The sequence below is a fragment of the Sporofaciens sp. JLR.KK001 genome (genome assembly GCF_036941055.1).
Lineage (GTDB): Bacteria > Bacillota > Clostridia > Lachnospirales > Lachnospiraceae > Sporofaciens.
Window position 1 is genome coordinate 1288663 of sequence record NZ_JAYMNO010000001.1, and the last position, 16489, is coordinate 1305151.

Here is a 16489-nt window from a genome sequence, read left to right on the forward strand (position 1 = left end):
TGCAGGGAGCCGGATGCGGGAAAGCTGCACGTCCGGTTCTGAGAGGGGTAAGCCCCGTAAGGGACTTACCTACTTACCAATTTCGCTGATCAATATTTCAGCAGTATTGGACTTGGAAGCGGTTATCATATCCGGCGGACTTGGGAACAGCATCGGCAGATTGTTTTCCGAGAAGTGGAGTGAGATGCTTGCAGTACACGTACCATATCCTCCTAGGCTGGTGTTTTCTGAGCTGGAGAATCAGGAGGGGGTTTTAGGCGCGATACATGTGGCGCTTGAAGCGGTTTATAGGGAACCGCTTAAGATATAATGCAAATAACAGGTTTTCGAAAGCGGAAGGTGAGACTTTGAATATAGCGATTGTCGATGATGAGAGGATCATCAGAGAACAGGTCAAGAACTTCATACACAGATATTTCACGGATTGCACGGTTTGGTCTTACGCCGCAGGAGAAGGCCTGCTTGCCGCTCATACGAAGTTCGATATCATTTTCCTGGATATCAAGATGGAGGGCGTAAGCGGGATCGATACGGCGAGGGAGCTTCGAAGGCAGCAGGAGGATACGGTACTGATCTTTGTCACAGGGATGAAAGAGTACGTGTTTGAAGCCTTCGATGTGTCGGCGTTTCACTATCTGCTGAAGCCGATAGATGAGGGGAAGCTTCGCGAAGTTCTCGGCCGGGCGGTCGGGGAAGCGAAGAAGAAGAAGGATGGGCGGCGCAGGCAGCTCTTCGTCCGAACGAAGGGGAGAAGCCTTACCATAGATCAGGGCGATATCTTATATATAGAGAGCAAGGCGAAGAAGGCGGAGATCCACACGGTAAAAGAGACGATAGAGATCTATGCCGCCATGAGCGGGCTGGAGGAGCAACTGGATGAGCGCTTCTACAGGTGTCATCGGGGATATCTGGTCAACATGGCGTATATCGTGGAGTACAGTGCGGACAGCATCAGTCTTGCCGGCGGCGGGACGGTCTATCTGACTAAGAAGAAGCATGGTGAATTCGTGAAGGCCTATATGTGGTTTTTACAGAACGGAGGAGTATCCTGTGTCTAAAGGATACTCTCATTCCATATTTTCTTCCCACCACATTTCATTTTTCAGATATCGCTCCATGATATCAAATCGCCTAAATGCTGCCGCCATCGTTCGTCCATCTATCTCCGACAGATTTTCATTGTTAAAATAGTCTTTTAGGATATTCACCATTGCCTGTTCTGCCTTACTGTACATCAATTCCTTGTTTTGTTCAAAGTAATTTTTTATTTCATTAAAATTAATATGAGTGATTTTTTGCAATGTAATACCTGACTTTTTTAATATTTGCTTACCGATCATATATGACAAAAAATATTGACTATACAATCGGTGCTCCTTAATTCCATCCAGTTCACTCTCTTTCTTTCTATTATTATCACAATAACGAAATATCAGTACAGCAACCACCATCTGAGCAGCATTCAGGTTATCAAAAATCAATGAATAATATTTATCAAAAAATTCATTACGTCTATAATTTGCCAAATGCGGACATTCCCGCCATACTGCGAAGACAGCCTCAGCCGCGACTGTCGATGGTATCGCATTTATATTTAATGTATTATCTCTCTTTCGTTTATAGACGTATCCCAGATCATGTGCGCCGATTTCCAAAATCCGTTGACATTCATCGTTTGATTTTAAATCTCTAAAGTCCACCGGATTCTGGCTATTTGTCGCATATATAATATCCTGAATGATACCCGGATTTTCAGTGTCTTCCACTTCATAAAGACGTACTAACAGATATGTCTGTGAAAAATCCAGATTGGGATTTTCTTTTACAGTTTGATGTATCGTTTTACATGTTTGTCCACCGTTTATGATTTGTAAGTCATCCGTTTTAACCATCCAATTCTGTTCTTGCAACGCATTAAAACTAAATTTTTTGCAAATCATTGTCGCCCCATTATTGAAAAAGAAAAAATTCTGACGTTTATCTGTATCCAATAGAGTTTCTGTGATTCCATCATTCACTACATTTTTTCCTAAATAGCGACGGATATTTTTTTCCAGCAGACTATCCCCAAATTCTTCCATCAATTTGTATACTTCCATTACGGAAACACGTCCGAGAATTACTCTTTTATAATTAAAATTTTCCTGAATAGCCTTTCCGCTCAAAGAAATTTGTGTATTAATAACTTGTTCCCTATTAATATAGCGCATAATATCAATATGGGAGAAATGCTCAAATCGAACTTGGCTCTGACCTGCAAAAGCATTATTAATATGATTTCGACCCTCTTGATTCCAGGCCAGACCATTATTAAGCATCACGAATGTCACATATGGAATTGCACCGTCTAATATAAAAGATCGAATCTCTTCTACTTTTTTTCTGCTCTGTACATTTAATTCAATATGCGTAGAAGGATCAAACACACATTTTATGGTATTCACAGCTTTTTCAACTGCATTAGCCGGAAAATTACTGTCTTTATCCAGTTTTCTTGAATACTTTAATTGGAACAATACTACATTTAATTGTGAATCCTGTGCTTCTACAATATAAGCTGCGTCAAATCCCCCGTCGTTTCCCCCATCAGTCAAAAACTGTACTGCCTCCATCAGATCAATGTCTAAATAGGCAGCAACTCCTAGCAGCAAAAATGCTTTGGAACGATTTCTCTCATTATCGTTATCCGTAAAAATTTCCTGATTATCTGCTAATATCTTATTTATTCTTTGGTCAATGATTTGTTTTGCTATATCCATTATAGACACCTACCTTTAAGATTCATTACATGATCAAACATTTATATATAATACAACAAGAATATAATAGTGTATTTTCTTCAGTATTACAAGAGTTTTTGTGTAGTCATTACTTCTTATCCCCGGCATTGATGTGAATTGTACTTTTTTGGTGTGAAAAGGCAGCGGCAGTATTTTATTCCCAAAAACGGTCGTTTTATTCCATTTTATCAATACAAACGGATCACTCTGCCGATATTAACATAAGAAACTCTTTTGAAAGTGAGGAGTATCCTGTGTCTAAACCGATGGAATTCTATTTTTCTTTTATGCAGTTTGTATTATTTCTGGCTCAGGGATATTATCTGCAGTATTTTTTCGGAAGCTTCCTGGAGTGCAGAGTGAAGGGCCGGTGCGGCGGTCTCATTGCGGCGGTATCCTATACGCTGCTTCGGACTTTGCTTTATGTGATCTGGCCGGCAGAGTATGAGAGCCGTGCCGTGATCGGGAAGCAGGCGGTGTCGCTCTGTATTCTTGCGGTTCTGGCGCTCTTCTTATATCAGGCGCGCCATGCGGTCACATGCTTCCTTGCGGTCGCATTCCAGGCTGTGATCGGCGTCAGCGTCTATCTGGCAGTCATATTGATGGACTGGCCGTCAGGCCTGTTACTCTCCCTGTGGAACTGGTGTCTGAAGACGGGAACGTTCACGAAGCTTGAGACCTTCCGGCTTCTGTCAGAAATCAGCGTGGCAGGGATGCATTTCCTTCAGATCATGATAGCGGTTCTGTTGATCCGGGGTTCTCTTAGGCGCATTGTGAGGGATTACCGGGAGAAGGATATTGATATGCCGAGAACGCAGCTTTTGTTCATCCTGATTCCGGCGTTGTCGGCATTGCTTCTGTGTACCTTGCTGCGGGTGACATTCGTAATAGTGGAAGAGAATTCCCAGGAATTCCTATACCACAGATATCCGGTACTGATGGCTGTGCTTCCGGCGATTCTTCTGCTGTCTCTGGCATCGGTCCTGTACGGGGTCAAGTCCATCCAGGATATCCTGAAGCTGAACAGAGAGAAGAACAGCCGGATCGTTCTGGAGAAACAGGTGGAAGGTCTTAAGGAGCATATCGGAGAGATTGAACGGCTCCATTCCGGGATTCAGAGTATGAAGCATGATATGAGGAATACTCTGGCTGTCGTTCAGCAATTAGCTTCGGTGAGCGAGGGACAGGGGACAAAGGAGCTTAAAAGATATCTGTCCGAGATCGATCAGACTATGGATCAGATGGAGCCTGCATTCCGGACGGGGAATGCGGTTGTGGACGCCCTCCTTAATATGAAATATCACGAGATCATCCGCAGCATACCGGAGATTGAACTGAATGCTGAGGGGCTGCTCTTTCCGGAGGCGCTGCATATCAGAAGCTATGATATCGGTATGATTCTTGGAAATGCGCTGGACAATGCCATGGAAGCCTGCGTGAAGCTTAAGAAGAGAGATGCGTCGGCGAAAACATATATCCGGCTGGCAGCTTTGGTCAGAGGGCAGTTATTGCTTTTGAAGATTGAGAATAGTTTTGACGGCAGTGTGAGGCGAAAGCCGCAGGCGGAGTTCCCGGTAAGTGATAAGGAAGGCAAGGAGATACATGGGATCGGGATGATGAATATCAAGAGCGCGGCAGAGAAATACCAGGGGACGGTTGACTGGAAGGTGAAAGGCAGGACATTTATCCTGGCGGTAATGTTACGAAATGATATGATAATGAAGGGAGAAGAGCAAGATGAAGGCAGTATTGAACACAATTGAGGATTTAAGATCCGGACATTTCAAGAATTCATATGGGGTGGAGGGGATGCTGGTTACCGGCAGATCGGACTATAAGAAGATCATCGATGTGTCCGATGAGATGAAGGAGCATGTTCTTAAGAATGTGAAGCAGGCATATTATAAGTATAACGGGATGTCGGGAGATAATGCGGCAGAGGAGAGAGCCTACCAGGGAACCTTGAATGAGTATTACAAGACGCTCGACAGGGAGGACCGGCTGTCTGCGTGCTGGACACTTGGGCAGTTGGGACTTAAGCTTTCGCAGGAGGTTTCTGATTCGATCAAGGAGAAGGTGCCGGGATGGACTGCCGGGAAGCCGATACCGGAAGGACTGCTTGACGAGATCTTCGCGGGAGACCGTATTGCAGAGATCATGGCAGAGAAGCCGGGGAATACGGAAGGGAATGCGAAGGATTCAGATCTCCTGAAGGAGAATCAGTTTGACGAATTGCAGATCGGCGCCGATCAGACGCAGGGTGCGGAGGAAGAGAAGAAGCCCTCAGGCAAGGTTGGATTTAACCAGGGGAAGCGTGCAAGACAGCTTGCCTCCGCGAAGACGCCGGAGCAGGTGCAGATGGTCATAAGCCTTCTGAAAAAGGATTTATCAGACTGTGAGAATGGTCTTGCCAACGATATGTGCGACGAGAATGAGGTCAAGAAGGTCAAGGCGATGCTCGCGAAGGCGAAGGAGCGCATGGGCCAGGTCGCCCAGAATGCGGATGATGAGAAGCAGGAGGGGGACAATAGCTTTCTGATCAATATGCTGATGTAAAGAGACGATATAGATGCTTGGTATAGATATTTTTAATAAAATATTGACATAATAGAAAAAAATTGTTACAATAAAAATATAACAAAATCGTATTCAGAAGCAAGGAGTTTGTCGACCTTTCACAAAGGTCGCAGGCTCCTTTTTTGTTACATGGAAGATGCATGCTTAATCCTTGCAATCTTGAGCCGGTATTGTTTGGAAAATATAAGAAGAGGAGGGAGGAGACAACTGAACGATGTAAAAAGACAGGCGGTACGGCATGCAAGTAAAAAGGAGTAGAAATGAAAAGGAGATAAAAAATGGATACGAAAGACAGAAAGAGCATGATCTTGTGTTTGACTTGAACGGAGGGATGCCGCAGATGGCACAGGCGCTTCCGTTGGCTACACTTTTACAGGTATTCCCGATCCGGATGAAGGGGATCGGCCTGCAGATCGGAGCCGGACTTCCGCTCATCTGGGCGGCGCTCCGGCATGGGTGAAAGGAAAGTGCAATGAATAAACGTAAAGATGTTTTAGCAAAAGTAACTGGCAGGGCGGTCTATGCCAATGATATTGAATTGCCGCAGATGGTATACGCCAAGGTTGTCCGCAGCACGGTGCCGAATGGAATCATCCGTTCGATCGACTGCAAGGAGGCGTCCCGGATGCCGGGAGTTATACGGATCATTACGGCTGAGGATATCCCCGGCATCCCGTCGCTGCCAAGAGAGCGGCCTGTTCTGTGTCTCGGGAGGGTGCGTTATATCGGTGACGGCGTTGCGCTGGTAGCGGCGGAAAGCCTCTCTGCTGCGGAAGATGCGGCAGAGAGGGTCAGGGTCGAATATGAAGAGCTCCCGGCTCTTCTGGATGCAACGAAGGCATTGGAACCGGATGCTCCACAGGTTCATGAGACGGGAAATCGTATCGCGAGGTATATTACCCGGCGGGGAGATGCCGAGAAAGCATTGGTCGAGGCTCCGCACGTAATCAGCCGCAGTTATACGACTCCGCGGGTACAGCATGTGTGTATTGAGACGGAGGCGGCGGTGGCTTCCTATGATCCTGCCACAGGGGAAACGCTGGTGCGCTGTCCGGTGAACAGTCCGTTTCCCATCAGAAAGGTAGTTGCGGAGACGCTGGGATGTCCGCTTACGGATGTGCGTGTCGTGCTGACGACTATAGGCGCATCTTTCGGAGGGAAGAATTATGATATTGCAATGGCATCCGCCCGGGCGGCATTGGTAAGCCGCCTGCTGGGACGTCCGTGCAAAGTGGTTTTGAATCGGGAGGAATCTATTATAGAAGGCACGAAGCGTCACCCGCTTTTTGCAGATTATAAGGTTGGGTTCGATGAAGAGGGCAGATTGCTTGCGATGAAGATCCGGCTGACATTGGACGGGGGCGCTTATACCAGTAAGACATTCCCGGTTACCAGCCGTATGGCGATCGAGGCTTCCGGACCTTACCGTGTCCCTGCTATCGATACAGAAGCAGTAAGCGTATATACGAATCAGGTCTACTCGGATGCGCTGAGGGGATTTGGTTCCCCGCAGGTGGACTTCTGTTCAGAGATGTTGATCGATGAGATAGCAGGATATCTGGGGAAAGACCCGATTGAGGTCAGGAAGCTGAATATGCTGGAAAATGGAAAACCTTCCGCGTTCGGCCAGATCATGGAGGATGTTACTCTCCCCGAGTGTCTGGAAGCATTGGAAGATGTGGTGGATTTCCCGGCGCGGCGCGAAAGGATCCGGCAATATAATGAGATGCACAAACGCAGCAAGAAGGGGTTAGGAATATCGCTGCTTCACAGAGGAGAATCCTTCGGGGCGGCAGGCCAGGGGATCGATACCGCCAGCGGAATGGTTTCTATTTAGACGGATGGAAGCGTATCGGTCTGTTCCAGTATCGCGGAGGTAGGCCAGGGAGGCAGTACAATGGTGGTGCAGATCGTTCACGAGGCTTTGGGAATCCCCCATGAAAAGATCCGTTACAGCGGAGTGGACACGACCTTCCTTACAGATGCGGGACCGACGGTGGCAACCCGGGGAACGGTGTTCTCCGGCGGTGCGATCTACCGGGCGGCAGATGAATTGCGCGGGAAACTGATCACTTATGCGGAGAAGTATCTGCATACCCGGGAAGTAGAGTTTAAGGACAATAAGATCATTGCGGCCGGTCAGCCGGACAATGAAGTTTCGCTTCAGCAGGTGATCGGCGATGTGTTCGCAGCGAGCGATCATCTGAATGCCCTTGGATATTATGCGGCCCCGCCCCTGGAATATGATAAGAGCTGCGGTGTCGGCGACGCATATCTCTCCTATGTATACGGGGCTGCGGCTGCGGAGGTAACGGTGGATACGCGGACAGGATTCGTAAGCGTCGATGAATTCTTCGCTGTGCACGACGTAGGACATGCCTTTGACAAGGCGGAAGCAGAAGGGCAGATCCGGGGCGGTGTGAGCATGGGGGTAGGTTATGCCGTTATGGAAGAGGTGGAGCTTCATAAAGGACAGATCATGAATCGTAATCTGGACGGTTATCTGATCCCTACATCACTTGACATGCCGAAGACGACGCCGATCGTATTGGAGATTCCGGGAAGATATGGACCGCTTGGTGCAAAGGGGCTGGGAGAACCGGCGACCTGTGCGGTTGCGCCTGCGATCGTGAACGCGATCGCGGACGCAACGGGACGCAGAATCAGGAACCTGCCTGCGAATCTGGAGCAGGTGGCGTTAGGACACAGTATCAAAAAACGGTAATTTGCGGGATAGAAATGCCCTGTGCGGTTTGGAACAAGGAACTGCACAGGGTATATTTTGATGATTGTTTTTGGAAAATATGTATAGTACAATAAAACAATACCATGAAATGAGGAGGAAAGCATATGTCCCTGCAATTCATATTCGGGCCGTCAGGCTCCGGCAAATCATATCACCTGTATCATCATATCATCGAGGAATCTATGCGCTGCCCGAAGCAGAATTACATCGTCCTTGTGCCCGAGCAGTTTACCATGCAGACGCAGAAGGACCTGGTTACCATGCATCCAAGGAAAGGGATCATGAACATCGACGTCCTAAGCTTTGCAAGGCTCGCTTACCGCGTATTCGAAGAGATCGGCGGGGAGATGCTTCCCGTACTTGACGATGAGGGGAAGAATCTGATCCTTCGCAAGCTTGCGGGGGATTACGAGGATGAGCTGTGTATCCTGAAGGGGAATATGAAGAAGCTTGGCTATATCAGCGAGGTCAAGTCCGTCATCTCCGAATTCACCCAGTATGATATCGGGCAGGAGGAGTTAGAGAAGGTGATGGAGACCATCGGCGAGGATTCCAGGCTGTACTACAAATTAAAGGATATCGGGGTCCTGTACCGGGGATTTACGGAGTATCTTGAGAAGAAATATATCACGAAGGAGGAACTTCTGGATGTATTGAACCGTATGGTGGGGCAGTCGGAAATTTTGGGGAACAGCACCGTTGTTCTGGACGGGTTTACAGGCTTTACGCCGGTGCAGAACCGGTTGATTCTTAAGCTTATGCGAAGATGCCGCAAGGTTATGGTGACGGTGACTATGGATGAGAGGGAGAATCCGTATGTGTACCGCCACCCATATCAGTTATTTGCGCTCAGCAAGCATATGGTGACTACACTGGTTTCTCTGGCGAGAGAGAGCCGAATTGAGATAGAAGAACCGATCTGCAGATACGAAGAGCCGGTATATCGGTTCAGCGGTAACGAAGCGCTTGCGTTCTTGGAGAAGAACCTGTTCCGCTACGGAGCCGGAACATTTGACAAGGAAACAGACGCGTTGAGCATCCACGCCGCCAGGAATCCCAGGGAGGAAGCGCTGGCCGCGGCGGGGGAGATCCGGCGTCTGGTGCGCGAAGAGGGGATGCGTTACCGGGAGATCGGCGTGATCGTAAGCAATATGGATGTGTACGGAGATTATCTTGAGCGGGCGTTTGATCTGTATGAGATACCGGCATTCATGGATCACAAGAGGAGTGTGCTTTTGAATTCCTTCGTAGAATATATCCGGAGCCTTCTCAATATGGCAGAGCAGAACTTCACCTATGAGAGTGTGTTCCGTTTCCTTCGGACGAATCTTGCCGGCTTTACCTTCGAAGAAGTGGATGAACTGGAGAATTATGTCCTGGGCCTTGGCATCAAGGGATATAAGAGATGGCAGGAGAGATGGGTACGTCTCATTAAGGGTATGAGTGCGAAGGATCTGGAGCGCATGAATCATTTCCGGGTATTGCTGGTGGAGAAGGCAGATCCGCTGATGTTCGTGCTAAAGCAGAGGCAGAAGACGGTCAGGGATATTACGCTTGCAGTATATGAGTTCATGGTCAGAGAGGAGCTTCAGGTAAGGCTTAAGAGGCAGGAAGAAGAATTCCAGGCGATGGGGGAGCTTGCCCTTGCCAAAGAATATGCTCAGGTGTACCGGATTGTTGTGGAGTTATTCGATAAGTTTGTGGAGCTTCTGGGAGATGAGCGGGTTGGTCTTGAGGAATACTGCCGCCTTCTGGACGCGGGGCTTGAGGAGGCGCGGGTGGGCGTGATCCCGCCGGGGACAGATCAGGTGGTAGCTGGAGATGTGGAGCGGACCAGGCTTAAGGACATCCGTGCGTTATTCTTTCTTGGAGCCAATGATTCGCAGCTTCCGGGGGCGCTGCTTCGCACAGGATTGCTGTCCGAGCGGGACCGGGAGCATTTCCAGAAGGAGAAGCTGGCGCTGGCGCCGGGCGGGAAGGAGAGAGCGTATATCCAGAAATTCTACCTCTATTCGAACCTGACCAAACCCTCGGAGAAGGTTAAGATCTACTATAGTAAGGTGTCCGCGGAGGGCAAGAGCATCCGTCCGGCATATCTGATACAGGATTTAAGGAGGATGTATCCGCTGCTTTCTGTTGTGGACGAGGAGGAGAAGACGCTTAAGGAGCGGGAGCTGACAGAGAAGATGGGGCTTGAGTATCTGATCCAGGGGCTCAGAAGTCTTGATAACGGCATGGATGATGTGTGGAAGGAGCTGTATAGCTGGTATAAGAAGAGCGGAAATTGGAAGGAGAAGGTGGAAGAGCTGCTTGCGGCAGGGTATTACCGCCGGCCGGCGGATGGTCTGACCCAGGCTGTGGCAAGGAGGCTCTACGGGGAGGATTTTGAGGACAGTATTACTAGGATGGAGCGGTTTGCGGTCTGTGCGTTTGCACATTTCCTGACGTACGGCCTTGGGCTCAGAGAGAGGCAGCAGTATGAGTTTCAGGCGGTGGATCTGGGTAACGTGTGTCACAGCGCCCTGGAGAAATATGCGAAGAAGCTTGAGAAGGACGGCCTTGACTGGACGGTTGTCTCGGAGGATGCCAGAAGGCAGTATATAGAAGAGAGCGTGGAGGAAGCCGTCACGGATTACGGGAATGCGATCCTCTATAGTTCTGCCCGGGATGAATATCTGATCGTTCGTATGAAACGGATGCTTGAGCGGACGGTGTGGGCGCTGACTAAGCAGCTTGAGGCGGGGGATTTCCGTCCGTCTGCCAATGAGATCCGTTTCGCGAACGGGAAGATCGACCGGATCGATACTTATGAAGAGGGGGAGAAGGTCTACGTGAAGGTGGTGGACTATAAGACTGGGAGTAAGGCTTTCGATGTGGTCTCCTTGTATCATGGACTGCAGCTGCAGTTGATGGTTTATATGGATGCGGCAGTCAGCCTTGAGGAGCAGCTTTATCCTGACCGTGAGGTGGTTCCGGCAGGAGTGTTCTATTATCGGATCCACGATCCGTTGGTGGATAAGAAGAAGGAAGGGGGGGAAGAGGAAGCCATCTTGAAGGAGCTTAAACCGGACGGGCTGATCAATCTTAAGGACGATGTGCTCCTGCATATGGATCGCTGCCAGAGCGGGGAGTCTCTTGCGGTTCCGATCAAATATAATAAGAACGGTAGCCTTGCCAAGAACTCGAAGGCAGTACCAGAGGAGGAGTTTCAGCTAATGATGCGGCATGCGGCAAGGAAGGTTAAGGAAGCACATCGGGGAATTCTTGAGGGGAGGACGGAAGTTTCCCCTTACCGGAAGGGGCAGGAGACGGGCTGTGATTACTGTCAGTACCGGCATATCTGCGGATTTGATATGAAGATTCCGGGATATGAATACCGGGATATCGGGAAGATGAGCAAGGAAGAAGCGGTTGCGGCAATGATGGCAGAAGAGGGGAGGAGTAAGTGATGGGCGTAGCATGGACGAAAGAACAGCGGCAGGTCATCGAATTAAGAGACAGGAATATCCTGGTGTCGGCGGCGGCAGGTTCCGGGAAGACGGCAGTTCTGGTGGAGCGCATCATTGCGATGCTGACTTCAGGAACCCATCCTGTGGATGTGGATCATCTGCTGATCGTAACATTTACAGAGGCGGCGGCGGCAGAGATGAAGGAGCGTATCCGCAATGCCATAGAGCGTAAGCTTGAGGAGGAACCGGATAACGAACACTTAAAGCAGCAGGCGACGCTGATCCACAATGCCCGGATCACCACGATCCACAGCTTCTGTCTGTCTGTGGTCAGGGATCATTTTCATGCCATCGATATTGATCCGGGCTTCCGTGTGGGCGAAGAGGGTGAATTGAAGCTGCTTAGGCAGGATGTGCTAAGAGAGGTATTAGAGGAGAAGTATCAGCAGAAAGAGCAGCGTTTTCTTGATTTTACCCTTGCATACGGAAGTGGGAGGAATGATAAGAAGATCGAAGAGCTGATCCTTAAGATCTATGAATACTCCCGGAGCTATCCGGATGCCGATAGATGGATCCGGGATTGTGTGAGGTCTTATCAGATCGATACGCTTGAAGAGCTTAAGGCAAGCGATTCTATACGGCTGATCATGAAGAACACGGCGGGATATCTTAAGGAAGCGGCAGAGCTTATAGAGGCCGGGATCGCCCTCTGTCAGGAAGCGGACGGACCTGCGGTTTATGAAACGGCGCTCTTTAAGGATCAGCAGATTATAGAGAAGCTGATATCTGTCAGTGATTTTGAGGAAATGTGCAGGGCGGCGGCTAAGATTTCCTGGGTGCGGCTTGCGGCAAACCGGGATAAGACGGTATCGGAGGAGAAAGTGGCCGGGGTTAAGGCAATACGGGATGAAGTGAAGGGGATCGTGAAAGATCTGGCGGAGCAGTATTTCTATCAGGATGCGGAAGGGATGCTTCTGGATATCCAGGCGTGCCGTCCGGCGATGGAAGAGCTTGCCGGATTGGTGCAGGCGTTCTCACAGAGATTCGAGGAGAAGAAGCGCGCCCGGAATATGATAGATTTCTCCGATATGGAGCAGTATGCGCTCAGGATCCTGACAGAAAGAGGCGAAGACGGGGAAGGCTTTGTACCGTCTGCGGCGGCGAAGGAATACCAGGAACAGTTTCAGGAGATCATGATCGATGAATACCAGGACAGCAACCTGATACAAGAGACGATCCTTACCAGTATCTCTACGGTATCTAAGGGGCGCTATAATATCTTCATGGTGGGGGATGTGAAGCAGAGTATCTACCGGTTCCGCCTGTCAAGGCCGGAGCTTTTCATGGAGAAGTTTCATACATATGCGCTGCCGGAGGAAGATAAACCGGGAGATGAGACCGGTTCCGGCGCCTTGGAGTCTGAGAAGGCTGCGCCGGCAGAACAGCGTATTGACCTGCATAAGAACTTCCGCAGCAGACGGGAGGTTCTTGACAGTGTGAATCATATCTTCCGGCAGATCATGACCCGTGAGCTTGGCGGGATCGCCTATGACGACCAGGCGGCGCTGTACGTGGGGGCGGATTATAAAGAAGGTGAGAATCTTGAGACGGAGGTGCTGATCATTGACAGCGATGTGAATGAGCAGGAGGAAGCCGCCCGGAATCCGGAGGGAGGGAAGACTTCCGGAGGGATCGGCGAACGGGAATTGGAAGCCAGGGCGATCGCTGCCCGGATCCGGGAACTTAGGTCGCATCATCAGGTGATCGATAAGAAGACGGGAGAGTTCCGGCCGGTCCGCTATTCGGATATCGTGATCCTCACAAGGAGTGTGGAAGGCTTCGCCGATCTATTTACCGAGGTGCTGAACCGGGAAGGAATTCCGGCTTACGCGGGAACGCGGGAAGGATATTTTGCGACACAGGAGATCGGGGTGCTGCTTGACTATCTGCGGGTTCTTGATAACCAAAGGCAGGATATCCCGTTGGCAGCGGTACTGGCCTCATCCTTTGGCGGATTGACGGAAGAAGAGCTGGCGGTGATCAGGGCAGAGTACAGGGGGCTTCCCTTCTGTCAGGCTGTTTTAAGCTACCGCGCAGAGGGGAAGGATCCGGCGGTCCGGGGGAAATTGGAAGCTTGTCTGGGACAGATAGACAGGTTTCGGAGGATCGTTCCCTATACGCCGATGCACGAGCTTCTGTGGAAGATCTTGGAAGAGACGGGATACGGGGACCTGACTGCCGCCATGCCGGGCGGCCGGCAGAGGAAGGCGAACCTGGATATGCTGGTGGAGAAAGCGAGGAGTTTTGAGGCGGCCAGCTATAAGGGGCTGTTTCATTTCGTGCGCTATATCGAGCAGCTTCAGAAGTATAATGTGGACTACGGAGAGGCAAGCATAGAGGATGAGCAGTCGGATACCGTGCGCATCATGACCATCCACAAGAGCAAAGGACTGGAATTCCCGGTTGTATTCGCTTCGGGAATGGGGAAACGCTTCAATATGCAGGATGCGAGAAGCAGCGTCATCCTCCACTCCAGGATGGGAGCGGGGCTGGATGCCATTGATATTGAGAAGAGAACCAAGAGTCCCAGTATTATCAAGAAAGCCATGCAGAAGGAAGAGGTGCTGGATAGTCTTGGGGAAGAGCTGCGGGTGCTGTATGTAGCATTTACCAGGGCGAAGGAGAAATTGATCATTACAGGGACCATATCGAATCTGGAGAAAAAATGGGCCGGATATGAGATGGTAAGGAACCGCAAGGAGGAAGCGCTGTCATTTGGGCGGCTGAGTAAAGCGGTCACATACTGGGACTGGATTCTTCCTGCGCTTATGAGGGTGAAGGAAGACGTACCGATCGTAAGGAAAGTTCTGACTTTCGAGGATATCGTGCGGGAAGAGGTGACGGAGGAGACGGCAGGCAGGCTTCACCGGGCGGCTCTGGAAAATTGGGATTCGGACAGAGTCTATGATACGGAGATGAATCAGAGTATCGAAAGGCAGTTTGCCTATCGTTACCCTTATGAGGACAGCAGGAATCAGAAGCTTAAGTTTACAGTGTCTGAGCTTAAGAAACGGATCTATTTATTGGAATCCTTAGGGGAGGAATCCTTGGAAAACGGTGAGACACCTTACGAGGAGCCGGATGTAGTGCCGCTGATCCCGAGATTCCTGCAGGAAGAGGAAGAGCTTACCGGCGCCTCAAGAGGTACAGCGTACCACAGGCTGATGGAGCTTCTTGACTTCTCTCTGGAATATGACGCGGATGATCTGAGCGCCGCGGCAGAGGCATTCAAAGAAGCAGGAAAGATGAGCCGGGAGATGGCGGACTGTATCCGGACAGAGGATATCCTTCGCTTTCTTAAGAGCTCTGCAGGCCAAAGGATGAAGGAGGCGGCGAAGAAGGGGAAGCTATGGAAGGAGCAGCCCTTTGTCCTTGGCGTGGATGCAAGGGAGATCTATCCTGAGGAACAGGAGGGAGAGCTGATCCTGGTACAGGGGATCATCGACGTGTATTTTGAAGAGGAGGACGGTCTTGTGGTGCTGGATTACAAGACGGATAAGGTCTTCCGGGCAGAAGAACTGGCGGAGAAATATCATGCCCAGCTTGATTATTATGGAAAGGCGTTGGAACAGATGACAGAGAAGAAGATAAAGGAGAAGATCATCTATTCATTTACGATCGGACAGGAGGTAGAGGTGTAAGAATGAGTATTGGAGGAATGTATCTAGCCGTGATAAATGCCGTTGGTTTTGGGATATTTGGATATGATAAATGGTGCGCGGTGCACCACCAGTGGAGAGTGCCGGAGAAGACGCTGATCGCGGCTGCATTGCTTGGAGGAAGCGTAGGCGCATATGCCGGAATGAAGGTATTCCGGCATAAGACGCGCCATCCGAAGTTCAGCGTGGGGCTTCCGGTGATCCTGGCGGCGCAGTGCGCGGCGGCCGTGATGCTCCGCTTTTTATGATAACGTGATAACGGCGCATGATGGACGGAATCATGCTGCCGTCAGTCGGAGGTGTGCTGTTCGCCGGCGGAAGCCAGGGTAGAGTAGAAGACTACTCCCATGATGATCACGCCGCCGATAAGCTCTCTTAGGCCGGGGACTTCCTTAAGGACCACAAGCGCCGCCAGGATCCCGTATACGGATTCCAGACTGGATATGATTCCTGCAGTCTGTACTTTCACGTGCTTAAGACCGCTGATGAATAAGGAGTGAGATCCCGCGGTGAATGCGATACCAAGGATCAGAAGTCCTGCGATGTCTCTTGCGGTGAACGCGGGAAGGAGGATAAAAAGCGCAGGGAACAGCACGAGGGCGGCGGTTCCCTGCTCGTACAGCGATACCAGCGTCCCGGGATATTTGCCTGAGAATCTCCGGTTCATCAGGGACAGCAGCGCATATGACAGGCTTCCGATCATTCCCCAGATCACGCCCTGCGTCATGGAGTTGTCAAGATGGAACTCCGGCACGATCAGCATTACTCCTGCCAGCATGATAAGTGCGCAGACCACATCTGTTTTCTGTAATTTCTCATGATAAAAATAAGGCTCCAAAAAGGTGACAAACAGCGGATAGGTCGAGAAGGTCAAGGTTCCCACCGCCACGGTCGCAACCTGTATGGACTGCATGAAGGTTGTCCAGTGGATCGCTAGGAGGATCCCGGCCGATGCAAGGAGAAGATAATCTCTCCGGCAGTTTAATGTTATGGACTGTCTCCGTGCCTTTAATAATATGAATAAAAATATGGAAGAGAAGACGACTCTTCCCCAGGCGATCACGATCGCCGGCTGTCCGACCAGTTTTGCGAACAAACCTGATAAGCCGAATCCGAGTACGGCGATATGTACGGACAGCAGACTTTTCTTTTGTTGGTTCATATCTTGTATTCCTCCCGAAGTATAAATATTTGAATACCTGAACTGTTATCCTGAAA

The 16489-nt window shown here is 49.9% G+C and carries 11 protein-coding genes and 1 pseudogene; 10 read left to right on the forward strand and 2 right to left on the reverse strand.

Annotation, left to right across the window (positions count from 1 at the left end; all coding sequences use genetic code 11):
* Nucleotides 1–13: 13 nt before the first annotated feature.
* Both VSQ62_RS07020 and VSQ62_RS07025 read left to right on the forward strand, forming a co-directional pair.
* The gene (locus VSQ62_RS07020; protein WP_334633960.1) at nucleotides 14–310 is read left to right on the forward strand and encodes a hypothetical protein; all 297 of its coding nucleotides are present in this window, start codon (nucleotides 14–16) and stop codon (nucleotides 308–310) included.
* A 37-nt stretch (nucleotides 311–347) separates the two neighbouring features.
* On the forward strand, nucleotides 348–1058 hold the full coding sequence (locus VSQ62_RS07025) for a LytR/AlgR family response regulator transcription factor (protein WP_334633961.1): 711 nt from the start codon (nucleotides 348–350) through the stop codon (nucleotides 1056–1058).
* A gap of 9 nt (nucleotides 1059–1067) precedes the next feature.
* On the opposite strand, the gene VSQ62_RS07030 is transcribed toward VSQ62_RS07025, so the two are convergent.
* Complete coding sequence (locus VSQ62_RS07030; RefSeq protein WP_334633962.1) at nucleotides 1068–2759, reverse strand: AIPR family protein; 1692 nt, start codon at nucleotides 2757–2759, stop codon at nucleotides 1068–1070.
* Nucleotides 2760–3034: 275 nt separating this feature from the next.
* Between VSQ62_RS07030 and VSQ62_RS07035 the strand changes: the two genes are divergently transcribed.
* The 8 genes and pseudogenes from VSQ62_RS07035 (at nucleotide 3035) to VSQ62_RS07070 (ending at nucleotide 15519) form a co-directional block, all read left to right on the forward strand.
* Entirely contained in the window at nucleotides 3035–4543 is a 1509-nt protein-coding gene (locus VSQ62_RS07035; RefSeq protein WP_334633963.1) for a sensor histidine kinase, read from the forward strand.
* Nucleotides 4518–5336: a DUF3879 family protein gene (locus tag VSQ62_RS07040; protein ID WP_334633964.1), complete on the forward strand. Its 819-nt coding sequence runs from the start codon at nucleotides 4518–4520 to the stop codon at nucleotides 5334–5336. Before VSQ62_RS07035 ends, VSQ62_RS07040 begins: the two co-directional genes overlap by 26 nt.
* A 259-nt stretch (nucleotides 5337–5595) precedes the next feature.
* Complete coding sequence (locus VSQ62_RS07045) at nucleotides 5596–5817, forward strand: hypothetical protein (protein ID WP_334633966.1); 222 nt, start codon at nucleotides 5596–5598, stop codon at nucleotides 5815–5817.
* 12 nt (nucleotides 5818–5829) lie between these two features.
* Nucleotides 5830–7194: a xanthine dehydrogenase family protein molybdopterin-binding subunit gene (locus tag VSQ62_RS07050; RefSeq protein WP_334633968.1), complete on the forward strand. Its 1365-nt coding sequence runs from the start codon at nucleotides 5830–5832 to the stop codon at nucleotides 7192–7194.
* A gap of 12 nt (nucleotides 7195–7206) precedes the next feature.
* Nucleotides 7207–8082, forward strand: a pseudogene (locus tag VSQ62_RS07055) (xanthine dehydrogenase family protein molybdopterin-binding subunit); the annotation flags it as partial.
* A gap of 125 nt (nucleotides 8083–8207) precedes the next feature.
* Entirely contained in the window at nucleotides 8208–11552 is a 3345-nt protein-coding gene (gene addB, locus VSQ62_RS07060) for a helicase-exonuclease AddAB subunit AddB (RefSeq protein WP_334633969.1), read from the forward strand.
* Nucleotides 11552–15253: a helicase-exonuclease AddAB subunit AddA gene (gene addA, locus VSQ62_RS07065; RefSeq protein ID WP_334633970.1), complete on the forward strand. Its 3702-nt coding sequence runs from the start codon at nucleotides 11552–11554 to the stop codon at nucleotides 15251–15253. Before addB ends, addA begins: the two co-directional genes overlap by 1 nt.
* 2 nt (nucleotides 15254–15255) lie before the next feature.
* Nucleotides 15256–15519 (forward strand): DUF1294 domain-containing protein, encoded by a 264-nt coding sequence (locus tag VSQ62_RS07070; RefSeq protein ID WP_334633971.1) that lies wholly within the window; start codon nucleotides 15256–15258, stop codon nucleotides 15517–15519.
* Nucleotides 15520–15560: 41 nt separating this feature from the next.
* Here VSQ62_RS07070 and VSQ62_RS07075 read toward each other — a convergent pair whose 3' ends face one another.
* Nucleotides 15561–16433, reverse strand: coding sequence for a DMT family transporter (locus VSQ62_RS07075; RefSeq protein ID WP_334633972.1), 873 nt, complete (start codon nucleotides 16431–16433; stop codon nucleotides 15561–15563).
* Nucleotides 16434–16489 lie beyond the last annotated feature (56 nt).

Coding starts and splice junctions, on each gene's coding strand:
- VSQ62_RS07020 (WP_334633960.1), top strand. CDS start 14: ATGCGGGAAAGCTGCACGTCCGGTTCTGAGAGGGGTAAGCCCCGTAAG.
- VSQ62_RS07030 (WP_334633962.1), bottom strand. CDS start 2,759: ATGGATATAGCAAAACAAATCATTGACCAAAGAATAAATAAGATATTA.
- VSQ62_RS07040 (WP_334633964.1), top strand. CDS start 4,518: ATGAAGGCAGTATTGAACACAATTGAGGATTTAAGATCCGGACATTTC.
- VSQ62_RS07045 (WP_334633966.1), top strand. CDS start 5,596: ATGCAAGTAAAAAGGAGTAGAAATGAAAAGGAGATAAAAAATGGATAC.
- VSQ62_RS07050 (WP_334633968.1), top strand. CDS start 5,830: ATGAATAAACGTAAAGATGTTTTAGCAAAAGTAACTGGCAGGGCGGTC.
- addB (WP_334633969.1), top strand. CDS start 8,208: ATGTCCCTGCAATTCATATTCGGGCCGTCAGGCTCCGGCAAATCATAT.
- addA (WP_334633970.1), top strand. CDS start 11,552: ATGGGCGTAGCATGGACGAAAGAACAGCGGCAGGTCATCGAATTAAGA.
- VSQ62_RS07070 (WP_334633971.1), top strand. CDS start 15,256: ATGAGTATTGGAGGAATGTATCTAGCCGTGATAAATGCCGTTGGTTTT.
- VSQ62_RS07075 (WP_334633972.1), bottom strand. CDS start 16,433: ATGAACCAACAAAAGAAAAGTCTGCTGTCCGTACATATCGCCGTACTC.